Below are 17579 nucleotides of genomic sequence, written 5' to 3'. Positions count from 1 at the left end.
TCACCAACTCAGGCCGCCGCGCACCAGCACGGCGGTCTTGTCCGACATGCCATAGGCCATCAGGTCGGTCGGCTTGGCGGGCGGGGCCTTGGCCAGCTGCGGCCAGCCGTCGTGATACTCCAGCGCCGCCACCTCGACCTTGCCGGTCCCCGAGGTCGTGAAGCTGAGCGTCACGCCGTTCGGATCGGGGGCGTGATAGGTCAGGTTCGACCACTTGTCGGCCTCGGTCGTCAGGGTGATCGGCCGGCCGTTGAGGCGCGGGGCGCTGAGCGCGGCGCTGGGGCGCAGGCGGATGCTGACCAGTTCCGCGCCAGGCGCTGGGATCAGGCGGACCAGCAGGCGATCCTCGGAACGATCGACCGTCAGCTGCGGGGCCGCGACCGGCGCGGCGCGGGTCTCGGACATCCAGACCGGATCGCGCCAGAACGGGGCCAGAACCTGCTTCTTCGGCTCGGAGCCGCCGTCGTCGGGCAGGAGCTTGCGGGTCCAGGCGTCGAGGCGGGCCTGGTCGGACACCCGCCAGGCCTTGCCGGTCGAGAGGTCGGCCACGTGCAGGGCTTGGGTGATCGCGGGCCGGCCGGGCTCGCCCCCCAAGCGGGCGGCGTTGGCGGTCAGGGCGATGCCGACCACGGCCAGCAGGCCGGCGGCGCGCCAGGCCCAGCGGGTGGCGGCGAAGTCGTGGGCCAGCGGCGACAGCGCCGGGGCGGCCAGCATGGCGAACAGGGCCAGGATCGCCGGCTCCATCAGGCCGACGCCGGCGAAGGTCCATGCGCCCCAGGCGCTGAGCTGGGCGGTCGACAGCACGGCCAGGAGGCCGACAGCGAAAGTCAAAGCGAGCGCGACCCGCCTGTCCCGCGTGCCGCCGACGCCGATGACCAGCGCCGCGCCGACGGCGGCGACCAGCAGCGGCCAGGTCAGCATCACGGTCGCGCCGGGGGCCAGGACCTGGGCGGTGGTCGCCAGCAGCAGGACCACGATCATCCCGCCGATCCAGGCGCCCAGCACGTCGGTCTTGAAGCCCAGGGCCAGGGCGGCGAACACGCAGGCAGCGACGCCCAGGCCCAGGCCGATCGGATCAAAGCCGCCGACCAAGCTGCAGGCGCCGCCCAGGGCCAGGGCGACGACGCAGGGAATGACCCGCTTGGCGCCCCGCGCCTGGGCCGTGGCGACGCCCAGGCCGGCGGCGACGGCCAGGATCCCCGCGCCCCACAGCAGGTGGTCGAAGCGGACCAGCAGGCCGTAGTAGCGCTGCACCTCCTGGATCATCAGGGCTCGCCCGGCCAGGTGCAGGACGAGACCCGCGCTGGACGCGATCAGCAGCAGGCCCGCCGCGCCTCGGGCGATCTCCCAGCCGCTGGCCGCGCCCAGGCTGAGGGTGCGCCAGGCGGTGAAGGCGATCAGCAGGGCGATGACGCCGAGCAGCACCCAGCCGATCACCGGCGAATAGCTGATCAAAAAGAGGCCCAGCACGTCGGAATAGATCGCGTTCTGCGTCTTGGCCGGCAGGGCCTGGGCGTCGGCGAGAGCGCGGATGGTCGGCAGCGCCTGGTCGCCGATGTGCTGCAGGCTGCCGCGCTCCAGGTGGTCCGGGCGGGCCAGCGGCGTGTGATAGGCCAGCTGGTCATCGATGAAGGCTAGGTTCAGCCCCGGCAGGCCCTTCCTCACCGCGTGGGTGAAGTCGGTGTCGTTGGGCATCTTCTCGTAGACGGTCGAGGCCATCGAGTTGGCTGACGGACCCTTGGCCTCGCGGGCGAAGACGCCCATCAGCGCGCCGTTGCCGGGGCCGGTCTGGAACATGGCTGCGCGGCCGGCGTCGCCGCGGGCTTCCATGTTGAGGACCAGGCCGACGCGGCTCAGCATCGGGTCGCGGGCGAAGAAGGCGTCGGCGCCCAAGAGGCCGGCTTCCTCGGCGTCGGTGAACAGGAAGATCACGTCGCGCAGGTGCGGGCCGTCGGCCTTGAGGGCGCGGGCGATCTCGAGCGCGGCGGCCGTGCCGGTGGCGTCGTCGGCGGCGCCGGGCGAGTTGTGGACCGAGTCGTAGTGGCTCATGACCAGGATGGCCGGCAGCTCGCGATCCTTGCCCGGCAGCACGCCGACCAGGTTCTGCACTGCCGCCACGCCCAGGGCGCGGCCGTCCTTGGAATAGGGCAGGAAACCCTCGCCCGGCCGCACCGAGACCTCCAGGTCCATGCCGTTGATGCGGGCCAGCAGGTGGTCGCGGACCTTGGCGATCTCGACTGATCCGGTCGGGTGCGGCTTCTGGGCGATGGCGGCCACATCGGTCATGGCGCGGTCGGCCGAGAAAGCCGTGGCTGGCGCGCTGACCGGCGCCGGCGCGGGCGGTCGCTGGCTCCAGGCGCCCAGAGCCAAGCCGATCACGAGGCAGATCCAGAACCCGAGGAAGCGGATCGTCTTCATGGGCGCGGCTCCGGCGTGTCTACGAATCCCCCAGGCCATGCTGAGGTGATGCGCCGCGATCCGGAACCCCCCGTATACTGAAAAGGGCGACCCGGTCGCCCGGATCGCCCTTCTCTTCCGAAAGCCGGCGGCGCCTTGTGCGCGCCGCCGGTTCCCCCTCCCGGCTAGAACTTGGACCGCAGGGTCACCCCGTAGGTGCGCGGCGCGCCCAGGAACGCATCGTAGGTGATGGTGTCGTTTGCCGGGACATAGGTGTTCTGCGTGGCGCTCAGGCCCGAGGAGCCTTGCAGGAAGCCGTTGAAGGCCACTTGCGTGTACTTCTCGTTCAGCAGGTTCTGGCCCCACAGCTCGACGGTCCAGCGCTCGTCGGCCGAACCGATGCCCACGCGGCCGTTCACGACGGTGAAGGCCTTCTGCATCTTCGGCGGGAAGAGGTCCGAACCCGTGTTGTACGAGGACGAGTACTTCGCGCCGATGTTGAAGCGGGCCTTCAGGGCGTCGCCGATCGGGGCCTCATAGGTCAGCGAGCCCGAAGCCGAGTACTTCGGAGCCAGCGACATGCGGCTGCCCGGCAGCAGGGCCAAGGCGTTGGTCGGATCGTTCGGGATCGCCTGATTGCCGTACTTGGTCAGGGCGTAGGTCAGGCCGCTCTGGACCATCAGGCCCCGGATCGGCGTGAACCACAGGAAGTCGGCGTCGATACCCTTGGACTTCACTTCCGGGATCGAGCGGACCGCGAACGAGGTGCCCAGGAAGGTGTTCAGCTGGAAGTCGGTGAACTTCTGATAGAAGCCGCTGACGTTGAAGAGCACCGTGCGGTTGAACAGGGTGTTCTTCAGGCCGATTTCATAGCTGTCGACGAACTCGGCCGGGAACGAGGTGTCGAGGATCGGCGCCACGCCCGAGCCGCCCGACGGCAGGCCGTTGGCCGACTGGGTGCGGTCGAGGTTGTAGCCGCCGCCCTTGTAGCCGCGCGCGAACGAGGCGTAGCTGAACACCTGCGGCGAGAAGCGGTACGAGGCCTTCAGCGTGCCGCTCCACTCCTTGTCCGTCCGGGTCTGCTTGGTGCCGCGGCCGTTGAACAGCGGGTTGGCCCAGGGCAGGCAGAGGTTGCCGATGACGGTCGGCGTGGCGGCCGCGCCGACGATGCCGGCGATGCGGGCCTGGCCAGCCGGCGACAGGGCCGTGCCGCAGCCGACGCCGCCGTCGCTGGTGGTCTGGTAGGTGTCGAGGTTCTTCTCTTCCGAGGTGTAGCGCAGGCCGGCGGTGATCTCGAACGCGTCGGTCACGTGCCAGGTGTCGTTGGTGAACAGGGCGACCGTCGTGGCCCGCTGGTTGTAGCGGTCATACAGGCCTTGGCCCGGCGTGAAGGTCGTGTTCGGCGCGCGGCCGGTCAGCAGCGCGATGAAGTTGGCCACGCCCGCCGGGTTGGCGGCCGAGCGCGACAGCAGACGGCCCAGATACTGCTCGTAGTCGTTGCCATAGAGGAAGTTGGCGCGGGTCTCCAGGCGCTCATCGGCCAGGAAGGCGCCGAACATCCAGTCGAGCTTGTCGCTCTTGCCGGCCAGACGCAGTTCCTGGCTGTAGGTGCGGAACTCCGAGTAGTTGGTGCCGTCCTTGTTGCGGTAGGCGATGTCGGCGAGGCTGAAGTCGGAGTCCTGGCCGTTGTCGGTGCGCCAGTTGCGGATGGCCGAGATGCTGGTCAGCGAGCCGAACGGCAGGTCGATGTCGCCCTGCAGCGAGACGCCCATGTCCTCGATCTTGGCCGGCGCGCCGCGGTTCGAATAGGCCACGCGCTCATAGGGATTAGCGGTCATGGCGATCGGCGCGGCCTGGCCCGAGACCAGGGCGAGGATGCCGGCGGTCGGGCCGGTGCGGATCTGCACGGCGCCGCAGCAGTTCTCGTCGCGACGGCTGTAGTCTGCGATCACGCGGAAGGTGGCCTGGTCGTCCGGGATGAACAGCAGCTGGCCACGGATGGTGTAGAAGTTCTGGTCGGCGTCCTGGTCGCGCTTGGACGGACCCTTGCCGGTGACGACGTCGTTGTAGCCGTCGCGCTGGCGAGCGGCGACGTACAGGCGGCCGGCCAGCTTGTCTTCGTACAGCGTGCCGGTGACCGAGGCGGAGGCGCCCTTGGCGTCGTAGTTGCCGAAGGTCAGCTCGCCGTTGGCGCCGAAGCCGAACTCGGGCTCCTTGGTGACCACGTTGATGACGCCGGCCGAGGTGTTCTTGCCGAACAGGGTGCCTTGCGGGCCCTTCAGCACCTCGATGCGCTCCATTTCGCCCAGGTCGCCGAAGCCGACGCCGTTACGGGGGCGATAGACGCCGTCGATCACCACGCCGACCGAGCTTTCCAGGCCGGGGTTGTCGCCGACGGTGCCGACGCCGCGGATACGGGCGGTGGTCGAGGCTTCCGACGAGGTCGAGGTGACGGTCAGACCGGGGGTCAGGATCGTCAGGTCCTTGATGTCCCGGACGCCGGTGTCCTGCAGCAGCTTGGCGCCGACGGCGGTGACCACCACCGGCACGTCCTGCAGGTTCTGCTCCCGCTTCTGGGCGGTGACGATAATGCTGTCGACGGTTTGTTGATCGCTCGTCTGAGCCTGCGCGGCGCTGGTAGCGCCAAGACCGGCGAGGACAACAGCGGACGCAGTGCCGCAAAGCACCTGGGTGAAGCGCATTTCCTACCTCGGTTTGTTGGCCGAAAGCGCTTGCCCGCCCCCGGCTCGTTTTTCGTTGGTCCGTCGAACGATTGTTCGAATGGATAGCCAAGGGTTAGGCGCCGCATGAGAGATCGGCAAGCAAAATCCCTTGCCATGACTAGGTTCGGAGGATGGCTGTTGCCGGGAAGCGACAGCGTTCGTCCACCGTCATCGAAATTCGAAAAGGGCTTGCGCGCGCGTCGGGCGGCTCTCATCTGGCGGCCATGAGCCTTTCGTCCGCCTACCGCCCCGATCCGCGCTTCCAGACCCTGGGGCGCGACTTCTCCGATCCGGTCGAGGCGGCCGATTTCCCGCAGGCGATCCTGCGATTCCGCAACGATCGGGCCGCCGCCACGGTGGGCCTTGAGGCGTTAAGCGACGATGACTGGCTCCGCCATTTCGGCCGCTTCGAACCGTTGCCGGACAACCAGCCGCTGCCGCTGGCCATGCGCTATCACGGCCACCAGTTCCGGGTTTACAACCCCGACCTGGGCGACGGGCGCGGCTTCCTGTTCGCCCAGCTGCGCGAGCAGGGGACGGATCGCCTGCTGGACCTGGCCACCAAGGGCTCGGGTCAGACGCCATGGTCGCGGTCCGGCGATGGCCGCCTGACCCTGAAGGGCGGCATGCGCGAGATCCTGGCCGCGTCGATGCTGGAAGCCCTGGGCGTCCCGACTTCTCGCGCCTTCTCGCTGGTCGAGACCGGCGAGGCCCTGACGCGGGGCGACGAACCCAGCCCGACCCGCTCGGCGGTGCTGACCCGGCTGTCGCACAGCCACATCCGCTTCGGGACCTTCCAGCGCCAGGCCTATTTCGATCGCCCCAACCTGATCGGCGTGCTGGTCGATCACGTGGTCGACACCTACTACCCGCACCTGGCCGATGCGCCCGACCGCCCGGCGGCGCTGCTGGAGGCGACCATCGCCGCCAGCGCGAAGCTCTTGGCCCGCTGGATGGCGGCCGGCTTCGTGCACGGGGTGCTGAACACCGACAACATGGTCGTGACCGGCGAGAGCTTCGACTACGGCCCCTGGCGGTTCCTGCCGCGCAATGACCCGAACTTCGTCGCCGCCTATTTCGACCATCAGGGGCTCTACAGCTTTGGCCGCCAGCCCGAGGCGATGTTCTGGAACCTGCAGCAGCTGGCCGCCTGCCTGACCCTGGTCGGCGACCAGGCCGGGCTGCTGGCGGCGCTGAACGGTTTCTCCGACGCCTATCGCCTGGCGCTGCGCGAGGCGCTGCTGGACCGGCTGGGCGTGAAGAGCCGCGACGCGGAGCAAGACGTGGAACTGGTCAACGCCGCCTTCCGCGCTCTGGCCGAAGGCGGCGAGACACTGCGCTGGGAGCCTTTCTTCTTCGACTGGTTCGGCGGCGAGGCCTCGGAAGCCCGGGCGCTGTCCGGGCCGCGCGCGGGGCTCTACGAGACCGAGACCTTCAAGGCCTTCCGCAGCCAGCTGGCCGGATTCGAGCCCGATCGTCCCGAGCGCCTGGCCGATCCGGTCTTCCAGCGTCCGGAGCCGGAGGAAATGCTGATCGAGGAGGTTGAGGCCCTGTGGGCGCCGATCGCGGAGGCCGACGACTGGGCGCCGCTGCATGCCAAGCTCGACCGGATCGAGGCCGCGCGTGCCGCTTACGCTCTGGGACGCTTGGGCGGCAAAAACGCCGCATCCTGAAAATTTTCGTTCGGGCGCGGAACAACCGTCAAGGATCCGTCTTACAACTCCGGCACAGTGCCCTCGACGAACGCCGCCCGGAGAGTCCCGATGCGCATCTTCCAACCGATCATGCTGGTCTGCGCCGTGGCCATGTCGTTTATGGGCGCCCTGGGCATTCCGGGCTGCTTCCGCGCCATCGGCGAGTGCCTGCGCGACCGCCCCGAGCCCGCCTAAGCTTACCGCTCTGAGTCCTAGGCGCTGAGCGCGGTCGGTTCGACGGCCGCGTCGCCCATCAGGTCGACGCGCGCGCGGACCGGGAAGACCGCCAGGAACCGTTCCAGGAACAGCCACGTCGCATGGTCGTGATCCAGGTGATGGGTCAGCAGGCCGATGGGCTCGTCCCACTGGCCGGCCAGGCGACGCTGTTGCAGCAGCCGCCGCATGCGGATCAGGAACTTCCACTGGCCCCGGAAGCGGGCGCCGTCCTTCCAGCGCAGCACGTCCAGGTGGGCGTCCAGGCGGGCCACGCCGCCTTCGACGCTGGTCGTCTGGTCGAAACCCGAGACGGCGCGCAGCGGCGAATCGGGCAGGGCCGCCATCAGCTGCGGCTGCAGATTGTTCCACGGCGGCACGAACAGGCTGGGGGTCACGCCGGCCCGGTGGAAGGCCATGACCGTCGTGCGCAGCTGCGCGCGGACCCAGTCGATCTCGTCGGTCTCGACGACCTCGCCAAAGCCTCGGCCCTCGGGCTGGCGGTTCAGGTGCTGGAAGCCGTGGACGGCGATCTCGACGCCCGTCACGCGCTCGATCCGGCGGACCAGCAGCGACAGATGCGGACCGACGATGGCGGCCAGGGTCAGCGGCGCCTGATGACGGCGCGACAGGTTCAGCAGCTGCTCCAGCGCGCCGGTCGGGCCGCGCGCATCGTCGTCACGCCACCACAGCACGGGCGCGTGGCCAGTCTTGGCCCAGAGCCGCAGCTCCGAACCCAGCACCAGGCGGAAGGCGAGGGGCAGGCGGGCCGACATGGCGGGCGCTTACTGAGCGGCCTCGATGCGGCGCAGCGGCACGGGCGCCGGCGCCGGGGTCGGACGATCCTCGGCGTTGGCCTTGGCGCGGTTGCGCAGGATCTCGCGGGCCCGCAAGTTCGACATGATGGGGTACAGGCCCGCCATCAGCGAGATGAGGAAGCCCAGGTCGCCTTCGGTGTAGCCCTTGCGCGAGACGTAGCACTTGAAGAAGCGGCGCACGCCGCGGAAGGCGTCGTCGGCGATGCCCTTGATCTTGCCGCTGTCGGCCAAGTCCTGAGCCTTCAGGGCGGTGTAGCGACCCAGGCGCGCGAACATGTCGGCGATGTCCTCGTCGACCATGTGGCGCATCGGGGTCTTCAGGCGACCGCCATAGGTCCCGTCCAGCTTGGCGCCCGGATGGACGCGCTCGGCCTTCCACGACTTGACGCCGCGACGGAACAGGCGCGCGGCCGACGAGGTGCCGAACGAGCCGCCCCAGCCGTGGCGGACCAGCTGGTCGCCGACATAGTTGTCGATCGGGATCTGGTACCAGTCGGCGGCGTCAGCGCGCGCGATGGTCTCGCGGACTTCCTGGCCAAATTCGGGGGAGACGCCTTCATCGGCGTCCAGTTCCAGGATCCAGTCGCCGGTGCAGCGGGCGATGCCGGCATGCTTGCGCGGACCCTCGATCGGGAAGATGCCCGAGACGACCTTGGCGCCGTACTGGCGGGCCACGGCCTCGGTGCCGTCGCTGCAACGGTCGGCGACCACGACGATCTCGTCGCAGAAGCTCAGCGCCGACAGGCAGGCGTGCAGACGCTGCTCTTCATTGTGAGCGCAGATCAGGGCCGAAAGCTTGGCCATCACGTCATTCCTCGATCGAACAGCTACGCCCCCGCAGCCGCCTCGATCATTTGACGTCGCCGCGCGCGGCCGCCCCCCGCCCGCGCGTCAAGAAATGTGTAAGCTTTGCAACAAACCGAGAGGCGGCGATCTAGAAGTTGGCCGTCAGGGCCAGGCTCCAGGTGCGCGGGCGCTGCGGCGTCACCTGGCGAACCTGGCCGAAGCTGAAGGGATTGCCGTAGGCGAAGGTGTCGCTGGAGCTGTTCCAGGGATTGCTGACGAACAGGGCCGCGCGCCAATGCTCGGTCATCAGCTGGGCCGACAGCTTGCCGGTGTAGTAGCCGCCCATCGACGGCGAGTAGCGCGGGTCGAAGGTCAGGCGCGACTCGCCGATGTAGCCGGTCTCGGCCGTCAGCATCAGCGTGGCCGCCGCCGTCAGCGGGCGTTGATAGGTGACCAGGCTGCCGAACGAGACGTCGGGCACGCCGGGCAGGCTGGCGCTGTCGGTGATGCCGTAGCCGGGCGCGATGCGGGTCAGCTTGGGCTCGTTGAAGAGAGCGTTGCCGCTGATCGTCAGGTGCGGGGTCGCGCGCCAGGCGGCCTCGACCTCCAGCCCGCGATTGCGGCCGTCGCCGATGTTGGCGGTGTAGGACAGACCCGAGGCGAAGTACTGGTCGGTCTGGATGTTGCGCCAGTCGTCATAGAACAGCGCCGCCCGCAGGTTCACCCGTCCGCGGAACGGATTGAGCGTCGCGCCGATCTCGTAGTTGCGCAGGTGGTCGGGGCGGAAGGTGCGCCGCGCCTCGCTGGGCGTGGTCAGGCCCCCGGAGTTGAACCCGCCGGCGCGATAGCCTTCCGAGCTCAAGGCATAGATCAGTCCGCCGCCGGACAGGTCGCGCTGCACCGAGACCTTGGGCGAGAAGCCGCTGAACGAGGCCTCGCGGTCCAGGTCGCGCGAATTGCCGGGATAGGGCGCGGTGACATACGAGCGCGTGTGCACCGTGGTCTTGAACGAGCGTCCGCCCATGGCGACCTTCCAGCCCCTGCCCAGGTCGTAGGTGGCCTCGCCGTAGAGGGCGTATTCGTTCAGCCGATCCTTGCGGTCCTCGTCATAGTAGCTGCGGGTGACATTACCGAGGCGGGCCCGCAGGTCGGCGTCGCCCTCCTCGATGCTGGTCGCCAGGAAGCCGCCGACCATGAAGCGCAGGCGGCCGATCTCGGGGGCGGTGTAGATCAGGTCCTGCACGGCCATGCGAACGCGGGCGGACTCGTCGTAGAGGCCCAGCTCCACGGCGGTCTCGGCGAACTCGGTCAGGGCCACGGTGGCGTCGTAGCGGCTGGCGTAGCGGTGGGTGACGTAGCCGGTGACCGATTCCAGCTGGCCCCAGTCGCCCGAGCCGGTGACCTTCAGCGAGGTCTTGCCCAGGCGGTTGCGGTGGGTCTCGCGCACCTGGTTGGCGCGGCGCGGGCCGCCGGGCGCCAGGGTGACGTACTGGGTGTCCTTGGACGAGACGCTCTGCAGGGCCGTGCTCAGCTTGACCTGCCAGTCGCCCACATCCAGCCGCCAAGCCGCGCGGCCGCCCCGACGCGTGGTCTTGTCGACGTTGGACAGGCGCAGGTTGACGTCGTCCAGATAGCCGCCGTCGACGTCGTGATAGGCCGACGCCCGCACGGCGGACTTCTGGCCGATCGGCGCATTGATCACGCCTTCGGCGCGATAGCTGTTCGAGCCGGATTCCGTCGAGGCGATGGTCGTGCCGATCGAGGCCGAATAGGTCCCGAGCTCGGGCGCGCGGGTGACGATGCGATAGATGCCCGACAGCGAGCCGCCGCCGTACAGCGCGCCCTGCGGGCCACGCAGCACCTCGACCCTGTCGACGTCGATCAGGCGCAGGTCGGGGTCGGGGGCGTTGTAATTGACCGGCACGTCGTCGAGATAGGTGCCGACCGTCGACTGGGTGCGGCCGGTGAAGGTGCCGTCCGACAGGCCGCGCAGCAGGATCTTGTTTCGCGCCGCGCCCAGGTTGGTGGTGATGAAGCCGGCGGTCTGGCGGGCGACCGATCCGGTCTCGCCGACGCCGGTGTCCTGCAGCTGCGGCGAGGCGATGACGCTGACCCCGCCGGGCAGGCTGCCCAGGCGTGTCGGCCGTTTGCCGGCGGTGATGATCAGCGGGGCCAGGGGTGCGATCGGCTCGGGCGCGGCGACGGTCGCGCGGGCGGTGACGACCGGCCGGGGCGGCGGTGCCGCCGGGCGGACGACCGAGAAGCGGACGGTCTGGCCGTCGATGAAGCTGTAGGCGCAGCCCTTGCCGGCGGTGGCGCGGTCCAGGGCCTGGCGCAGGTCGAAGACGCCGACCAGCGGAACGCCCGAGCCCTTGCAGGCCTCGACCCCACCGATCGTGACGCCCATGCGGACGCCCAGTTCGATCAGGGTCTCGGTGACGGTGGCTTTGCGGATGTCCAGGCGCGCGCGCGTGGAAACGACCGCGGCGGCTTGATGCGCGCTAAGGCCTAGACCCAGAATGCTGGCGGCAAGGAGATGCGAAGCCCGTCTCAGCACGAGGCTCGCGCACGGGCGTCAGTTCGGCGGGGAGGTCTTTCCGCGCAGGACAATCGAATCATCAGTCGGCGTCGCCGAAATCGGCATGAGGCTGGTCAGGCGGCGGACCATCGCATCCTGCCCATCCACGATCAATACGCCGGAAAACTTGAGATTCGCCGTGGTTTCACCTTCGAGGCGAAGGGGCCGGTCGAAGTAGTGGTTCATATCGCTGACGATGCGGCTCAGCGACTGGTTGCGATAGACCAGCCGGCCAGAGCGCCAGCCCACCTGATCCTCGGCCGCGACAGTGCGGACGACGATGCCCGAGGCGCCTTCGACATGCTCCAGCATCTGGCCAGGGCGCAGGCGCACCGGGGCGTCCTCGCCGTCGGTCGAGACCTCGACCAGGCCGCGCAGCACGGTGACGGTCAGCTGACCGTCGCGACGGCGGACGTCGAACTTGGTGCCGACCACGCGCACGGTCTCGTCGCCGGCGGTGATCAGGAACGGGCGGGCCGTGTCGTGGGCCACGTCGAACAGGGCCTGGCCGTCGTGCACGGTGACACGGCGGGCGTCCTTGTCGAAGCGGACCGACAGGTGCGAGTCGGTGTTCAGGTCGATCTGGCTGCCATCGGCCAGCTGGACGGCGCGGTTCTCGCCCTTGGCCGTGGTGTACAGGGTGTCGGGCTGCGGCAGCAGCTCGCCCCACGGCGCGACGACGATCGCGACGGCCGCCGCGGCGGCGGTCACGCCCAGACCACCCAGCCAACGCCAGTCGATCGTGAACGTCCGCTTCGCCGCGGCGCGCCTGGGTTCGGCCAATGCCCCCCGCACGGCCGGACCCCGCTGGAAGATCTCCTCGTCGACGGCCTGGATGGCGTCATACGCCTCCTGCGCACCGGGCTCGCTCAGCCAGGCGTCAAACGCCAGCCAGTCGGTCTCTTCGACCTCCGGCCGCTGCAAGCGGGTCAGCCAATCGGCCGCCTCCTGCAGATGTTGCGCTGACCGGCTCATCCGGTGTTGCTCCGACGAGGATCCATCATCCCCCTGACCGTAGACGGCGCCGAGGCGCGCCATCCCCCATGTGCTTCTGCATAAATCACCGTAGGCGCCTCGTCAGGGTCTTCAAGGCCGCGCTTATGTGTTTTTCGACCGTGCTGACGCTGATGCCCATGCGCCGGGCCGTCTCGACGTGGCTGTGGCCGTCCAGCTTGTGCAGCTGGAAGGCCTGGCGGGTCTTCTCCGGCAGGTCCTCGACGGCCTCGACCAGGGCCTGAAGCCGCTGGCGTCCGGCGACGACTTCGTCGGCCGAGGGCTCGTCGGCGACTTCCTGGCCCGCGAAGCTGGTGGTGTTGACGCTGCGCCAGTCGTTCTCGCGCGTCCCCGACCGCTTCTGGCTGCGCAGGCGGTCCAGCATCAGGTTCGAGCCCATCCGATGCAGCAGGGCCGACGGATTGTCGATCGGACCCAGCGCGTCCAGGCTGTTGATCTTGAGAAAGAGATCCTGGATCAGGTCCTCGGCCTCGGCGCGCGAGCCCAGGCGTGCAGAAAAGAAGCGCACCAGATTGGCGCGCTTTTCCTCGTACAGGCCCAGCAGTGCGGCCTTGTCCGAGTCCGCTACGCTCAAAAGATCACCCACATCCGCCAATCGTCGCCCCCCAGGGCGCAGCACTATCCATCTTTTTGGCGGAAAGACGATCGTTTGTTCGAACGTTTTTCCCCCACCCCCGAAACGCCAGATAGGCCACCGCGTGGGCCTGGAAAAGGCGTTTCGAAGGTCCAATAGCGGCGTTTTGCCTACCGGAGCTTCGAATTTCTTCCGCGCGTTATGCGGGGCGCCCGGCGGGGCGTTCGATTTCTGTGGCGAAATGTCGCGGTGGCTCGCGGCGGCCGGCGCCGTCTTTGACGGCGCAGCTTCGGGGCGCGGACCGTCCGGGTCCGGCGCGTCCGGATAATGTAATCCATTGTAAAATCAGGGCCGCAGCCTCTGGTCGCGCTTTCGCCCGTGCTCTTTAACCTTGTCGTACGCGATTGGGAGCGCGCGAGCCAATGAGTCAGTCCAGCGTCATGTCGCAGCCCCCGGGCCGTCGCCGCCGTATGGCGCCCCTGATCCTGGCGATCGCTCTCGCCGCCTTCATCTGGCTGGTCATCGCCGTCGGCGGCGCGGCCTTGAACGCCTGGCTGGCCTGAGCCGCCGCTAGCGTGACCTGGGGCCCAATGAGGGCTATCTTCCAGAACGATCGGGATTTCGGGGGCGGAAAGATCATGCGCGTACGTACGCTTGTCGTGGCCGGGACGGCGCTCCTGGCGCTGAGCGCCTGCGCTTCGCCGCGCGCGGTGGGGCAGGGCGACGTGGCCGGCCTGAAGGGCGCGACGGTCGTTGCCTATGCCAGCCAGGCCGACGGCGAGGACGCCGCCTTCGCCAAGGCCGTGCAGGGCCAGGCCATCAATCGTCTGGGCGCCAAGACCGGCGGCGACAAGCCCGCCTATCTGGTCCAGGTCGGGGTGGCCGTCGCGCCGCCCGCAATGGGCGTTTCCAGCACCGCCGGGGCCCTCGACACGACGGCCTGGCGCAGCCAGGCGGAGACGCGACGCTGGTGGCAGTTCTGGGGCCGCAAGGGTGCGGCCCGAACCGTCACCCTGGCGGTGCTGGACGCTGGCACCGGCAAAACCGTCGCCTGGTCGTCGATCCGGGTGCGCAAGGGCGAGCCGACCGCCGTGGCCGACCTGCTGGTCTACGCCCTGCAGACGCCCGCCAAGGGCTGACGCGCTCTACGAATTCAGGCCGTTCAGGCCGTGACGCGGCAGGCGCACGGTGAACTCGGCCCCGACGCCCGGCTCGCTGCGGCACGAGACCTCGCCGCCATGGCGGGCGACGGCGGCGTGCACGAAGGCCAGTCCCAGGCCCACGCCGTTGGTCGCGAAGTCGTGGCCAGGACGCTCGAAGCGCTCGAACGGTCGGAAGGCGGTGGCGGCTTCCTCGCGTGAGAAACCCGGCCCCTGGTCGGCGATGGCGACATTGGCGGTCGGGCCATTGTCTGAGGCCTGCTCGGACAGGGTGACGGTGATGGTCGAACCTTCGGGACTGTATTTCACCGCATTGCCCAGCAGGTTGACCAGGGTGCGGGCCAGGACGCTGCGGTCGCCCAGCACGATCAGGGGCGCGTCGTCGCCGGTCTGCTCGATGCGGATCTTGCGCTGCGCCGACTGGGGCCAGACCTCGTCGATGGCCTCGACGGCGATGTCGGACAGGTCGACCGGCTCCAGCGACACCGGCGTCACCTCGGCCCGCGCCAGCTGCACGAAGCCGTCCGCGAGCGCCAAGGTGCGCTTGGCGTAGGCCGACATCCGCTCGGCCAGTTCCGGCGGCACGTCCGGCGTGGTGGCCAGCAGGGCCAGGATCGAGGTCTGCGGCGAGCGCATGTCGTGGGTCAGGAGCTGCAGGGCCTGCTCGCGCTGGCGCATGGCCGCCGTCTGGATCGAGATGTCGGCCAGGCGCACGATCCAGCCGGCCCCGGCGCCCGCCTCGTCCGTGCGGAACACCGTCTGCAGCTGGTAGGCGCGGCCGTCGGGCAGGTGCAGGTCGATCGGCTCGTGGCGCTCGGTCTCCTGCGGCCAGTCCAGCTCGAAGCGGCGGCCCAGCGGCTCCAGCATGTTGATCAGGTCGGCCAGCGACGCGCCGTGCAGCACGGTCTGGGACGGCTTGAACAGGGTCTGGGCGGCGGCGTTGGCGGCGATCACCCGGCCGCGCGCATCGGCGACCAGGGTGGCGTCGGGCAGGCTGAACAGGGCGTCGGCCGAGAAGCGGCGCAGGTCGTCGATGCGGGTGATCGCCTCGCCCAGGTCCAGCGCCTGACGGGCCACGACGTCGCTCTCGAACTCCTTGGCCGGACTGGCGCGGCCGCGCACGATGGCCCGCACGCGGTTCAGCTCGCGACCCAGGAGGTCGTTGACCCGGCCCAGCTGCGTCCAGCCCCAGACCAGGGCGACCAGCTTCAACCCGATCACCGTGGTGATCGGCGACAGCCAGAAGTGGCCCATCCAGAACATGGCCGCCGAGTAGGCCAGGCCCAGCAGGCACAGGCCGATGGTCAGCACCAGGTTGGCGCGCGGCGGCAGCACCAAGAACCCGACCATCAGCAGCCACAGCAGGGCCAGGCTGAAGGCGACGCGGCTCCACGGGCCGGCCGGCTTGACCATCAGGCCGCTGCGCAGGCCATCCAGGATGGACGCCTGCAGCTGCACGCCGGTCATGCTGGCCGCGTCGGGCGTCACCGGGGTCGGGAAGGCGGGGCCCAGGCCCGGCGCGGTCAGGCCGACGAAGACGGTGCGGCCGGCGATCAGCGACGGCGGCACCTCGCCCTCCAGCACGCTGGCGAAGCTGACATGGCGATAGATCGACGGCGGGCCGGCGAACGGGATCAGCAGGGTCTGGTCGAGGCTGCGCGTCGGGTCGCGCGCGTCGGGCGCGCGGGTGGCGCGGTGGACCACGGTCATCAGGTCGGGGCTGAGATTCGGGCCGTTGGCCTCGAACGGGGCCATGCGGCGCACCACGCCGTCGTCGTCAAAACGGACATGGGCCAGGCCGACGCCGGCCGCGCCCTCGGCGATCTCCTGTGTCGAGCCGACGATGCGCGGCGGCGCCCCCGCGCCCGCGTCCTGCAGGAACTGGGGCAGATAGACCTTGCCCGCGCGGGCGATCGCCTGGCCCAGGGCGCGGTCGTGGGCGGCGTCGGGCGAGGGCTGGCTGAACAGCACGTCGTAGACGATGGTCTTGGCGCCGGCCTCGTTCAGTCGGTCGACCATCGCGCCGTGGACGTCACGCGACCAGGGCCAGGCGCCCAGCTCGGCCAGGCTGCGGTCGTCGATGTCGACGATCAGGATCGAGGCGTCGGGCGGCCGGCCGTTGGAGCGGGCCAGCACGTCATAGAGCACGTCGTCCACCCTCTTGGGCGGCGAGACGGCGAAGACCGCGAACGCCAGGCTCGAGACGATCGCCAGCAGCAGCCAGGACAGCAGTCGGCCCCCACCGACAATGGGAGAGCGTTGGGGCCTGGCGCCGCCGTTGATCACTTGCCGATCTGCAGGGTTTGCAGCGTCCCGACCTTCTCGGTCGTCACGCCGTTCTTGAAGCGGACGGCGACGACGCGCCAGTCATAGGCGCCCGGCGGCAGGTCGGTCAGGGTCAGTTGCGGTTCGGACAGGCCCGGCTGGTCGACCAGCGGGGCCTTGCCGCCCTTTTCGAACAGCTGGAAGCGATAGACGCGCACGCCGTCGCCGGCCGAGCTCCAGCGGAACAGGAACTTGCGGTGCTTGCCGTCACGCGTGTCGCCCGGGGCGGCGGCGTCCAGGGTGTCGAGGTCGCGGTCGAAGCTGTAGTCGGCCGGGAAGCCTTCCAGCCCACCGGTGTCCAGCGCGGTCAGGCGGACGAAATAGGTGCCGTTGGCGACCTCGCCGAAGTCGGCGGACGGGTCCTTGACGGTGGCCTCGGCGAAGATGTCGACGAAGCCGGCGTCGCGCGACAGCTGCAGGCGATAGGCGGTCGCGCCGGGGATCGGCTCAACAGCGAAGTGGACGGTCTTGTCGCCCTGGGTCTGGCCGCCTGCGCCCAGCTTCGGGGCGGGCAGCAGCTTGACGGGCGCGCTGACGCCGCCGGCCGTGGCGCTGACGCCAAAGCCGGCCGGCACGGGCGGCGCTGCGGTCGGCACCGCGCCCGGATCGACCCCGACGGCGCCCTTCAGCACCTCGGTCTGGGCCTTGTCGCCGTCGGCGCCGACGCGGAACTCGGTGCCGCGCACGGCCGAGACCGAGACGGGCGTGCGGACCTCGAACCGGCCGTTCGGATTGGTGGTCGGCGTGGCCGAGATCGTGCCGCGGCCCTGGTCCAGCTGGAACACGCGCTGCGGGGCGTTGTTGATCAGCACCTGGCGCAGCTTGGCGATGCGCACGCGGGTGTTGGAGGGCAGGGTGACGCGCGAGGCGTCCTCCAGCTCGAAGGTGGCGAAGGCGTTGGCGCCGGTGATCACCACCTGGCCCTCGGTCAGGGCCATGCCCACGCGGGCCGGGGCGCGCTGGCCGTTGGTCTCGATGAACACCGGGCCGGTGAAGGCCGACAGGCTGGCGGCGATCGGCGTCGACTTCAAAAGGTTCGGATCGATGTTCAGCTGCGAGCCGGGGCGCAGGCGCTTGGGCTGCTGCACCTTGTTGGCCTTCTGCACGGCCCGATAGTCGCCGGGCCGGTTCAGATAGTTGCGGCCCAGGCCGATCAGGGTGTCGCCCGGCTTGACCACATAGGCCACCGGCGCTTCGCCGGCCGCCCCCACCTGCACGGGCCGCGCTTGCGCGTACGCGCTTCCCGCGCCCAGCATCGCCGCCAGGATCAGGCTCGCCCCCACAGCCTTGGTCATGG

13 protein-coding genes are annotated in these 17579 nt (G+C 69.6%); 4 read left to right on the top strand and 9 right to left on the bottom strand.

What is annotated here, in order from left to right; genetic code table 11:
• Window positions 1-2418: a M20/M25/M40 family metallo-hydrolase gene (locus tag AC1RR5_RS22220; protein ID WP_492925111.1), complete on the bottom strand. Its 2418-nt coding sequence runs from the start codon at window positions 2416-2418 to the stop codon at window positions 1-3.
• Between the two features lie 164 nt (window positions 2419-2582).
• A complete protein-coding gene (locus AC1RR5_RS22215; protein WP_492925109.1) occupies window positions 2583-5099 on the bottom strand; it encodes a TonB-dependent receptor in 2517 nt (838 codons plus the stop codon).
• Between the two features lie 245 nt (window positions 5100-5344).
• Here AC1RR5_RS22215 and AC1RR5_RS22210 point away from each other — a divergent pair, with 245 nt between their 5' ends.
• Window positions 5345-6793, top strand: a complete 1449-nt coding sequence (locus AC1RR5_RS22210; protein ID WP_492925107.1) for a protein adenylyltransferase SelO — start codon at window positions 5345-5347, stop codon at window positions 6791-6793.
• A gap of 90 nt (window positions 6794-6883) precedes the next feature.
• On the top strand, window positions 6884-7009 hold the full coding sequence (locus AC1RR5_RS22205; protein ID WP_291880321.1) for a hypothetical protein: 126 nt from the start codon (window positions 6884-6886) through the stop codon (window positions 7007-7009).
• A gap of 17 nt (window positions 7010-7026) precedes the next feature.
• Here AC1RR5_RS22205 and AC1RR5_RS22200 read toward each other — a convergent pair whose 3' ends face one another.
• The 5 genes from AC1RR5_RS22200 to AC1RR5_RS22180 form a co-directional block, all read right to left on the bottom strand.
• Complete coding sequence (locus AC1RR5_RS22200; protein ID WP_492925105.1) at window positions 7027-7803, bottom strand: polysaccharide deacetylase family protein; 777 nt, start codon at window positions 7801-7803, stop codon at window positions 7027-7029.
• Between the two features lie 9 nt (window positions 7804-7812).
• Window positions 7813-8649: a glycosyltransferase family 2 protein gene (locus AC1RR5_RS22195; RefSeq protein WP_492925103.1), complete on the bottom strand. Its 837-nt coding sequence runs from the start codon at window positions 8647-8649 to the stop codon at window positions 7813-7815.
• Window positions 8650-8779: 130 nt separating this feature from the next.
• Entirely contained in the window at window positions 8780-11188 is a 2409-nt protein-coding gene (locus tag AC1RR5_RS22190; protein WP_492925101.1) for a TonB-dependent receptor, read from the bottom strand.
• 18 nt (window positions 11189-11206) lie between these two features.
• A complete protein-coding gene (locus AC1RR5_RS22185) occupies window positions 11207-12184 on the bottom strand; it encodes a FecR family protein (protein WP_492925099.1) in 978 nt (325 codons plus the stop codon).
• Window positions 12185-12269: 85 nt separating this feature from the next.
• Window positions 12270-12797, bottom strand: coding sequence for an RNA polymerase sigma factor (locus tag AC1RR5_RS22180; protein ID WP_492925097.1), 528 nt, complete (start codon window positions 12795-12797; stop codon window positions 12270-12272).
• A gap of 422 nt (window positions 12798-13219) precedes the next feature.
• On the opposite strand from AC1RR5_RS22180, the gene AC1RR5_RS22175 reads away from it, so the two are divergent.
• Together AC1RR5_RS22175 and AC1RR5_RS22170 are read left to right on the top strand one after the other, a co-directional pair.
• Window positions 13220-13360: a hypothetical protein gene (locus AC1RR5_RS22175; RefSeq protein WP_492925095.1), complete on the top strand. Its 141-nt coding sequence runs from the start codon at window positions 13220-13222 to the stop codon at window positions 13358-13360.
• Between the two features lie 75 nt (window positions 13361-13435).
• A complete protein-coding gene (locus AC1RR5_RS22170) occupies window positions 13436-13936 on the top strand; it encodes a hypothetical protein (protein ID WP_492925093.1) in 501 nt (166 codons plus the stop codon).
• A 6-nt stretch (window positions 13937-13942) separates the two neighbouring features.
• Here AC1RR5_RS22170 and AC1RR5_RS22165 read toward each other — a convergent pair whose 3' ends face one another.
• Together AC1RR5_RS22165 and AC1RR5_RS22160 are read right to left on the bottom strand one after the other, a co-directional pair.
• Complete coding sequence (locus AC1RR5_RS22165; protein WP_492925091.1) at window positions 13943-16243, bottom strand: CHASE2 domain-containing protein; 2301 nt, start codon at window positions 16241-16243, stop codon at window positions 13943-13945.
• A complete protein-coding gene (locus AC1RR5_RS22160) occupies window positions 16240-17577 on the bottom strand; it encodes a FecR family protein (RefSeq protein ID WP_492925089.1) in 1338 nt (445 codons plus the stop codon). Before AC1RR5_RS22160 ends, AC1RR5_RS22165 begins: the two co-directional genes overlap by 4 nt.
• Window positions 17578-17579: the final 2 nt, after the last annotated feature.

The sequence above is a fragment of the Caulobacter sp. GW821-FHT11E11 genome (genome assembly GCF_058808315.1).
Note: the sequence above shows the minus strand (reverse complement) of the source record. Positions and strands in the feature narration are given on the sequence as shown.

What these genes read in the sequence shown, in the direction of transcription:
- AC1RR5_RS22205 (WP_291880321.1), top strand. Translation starts at nt 6,884, where the DNA reads ATGCGCATCTTCCAACCGATCATGCTGGTCTGCGCCGTGGCCATGTCG.
- AC1RR5_RS22215 (WP_492925109.1), bottom strand. Translation starts at nt 5,099, where the DNA reads ATGCGCTTCACCCAGGTGCTTTGCGGCACTGCGTCCGCTGTTGTCCTC.
- AC1RR5_RS22220 (WP_492925111.1), bottom strand. Translation starts at nt 2,418, where the DNA reads ATGAAGACGATCCGCTTCCTCGGGTTCTGGATCTGCCTCGTGATCGGC.
- AC1RR5_RS22185 (WP_492925099.1), bottom strand. Translation starts at nt 12,184, where the DNA reads ATGAGCCGGTCAGCGCAACATCTGCAGGAGGCGGCCGATTGGCTGACC.
- AC1RR5_RS22200 (WP_492925105.1), bottom strand. Translation starts at nt 7,803, where the DNA reads ATGTCGGCCCGCCTGCCCCTCGCCTTCCGCCTGGTGCTGGGTTCGGAG.
- AC1RR5_RS22170 (WP_492925093.1), top strand. Translation starts at nt 13,436, where the DNA reads ATGCGCGTACGTACGCTTGTCGTGGCCGGGACGGCGCTCCTGGCGCTG.
- AC1RR5_RS22195 (WP_492925103.1), bottom strand. Translation starts at nt 8,649, where the DNA reads ATGGCCAAGCTTTCGGCCCTGATCTGCGCTCACAATGAAGAGCAGCGT.
- AC1RR5_RS22160 (WP_492925089.1), bottom strand. Translation starts at nt 17,577, where the DNA reads ATGACCAAGGCTGTGGGGGCGAGCCTGATCCTGGCGGCGATGCTGGGC.
- AC1RR5_RS22210 (WP_492925107.1), top strand. Translation starts at nt 5,345, where the DNA reads ATGAGCCTTTCGTCCGCCTACCGCCCCGATCCGCGCTTCCAGACCCTG.
- AC1RR5_RS22175 (WP_492925095.1), top strand. Translation starts at nt 13,220, where the DNA reads ATGAGTCAGTCCAGCGTCATGTCGCAGCCCCCGGGCCGTCGCCGCCGT.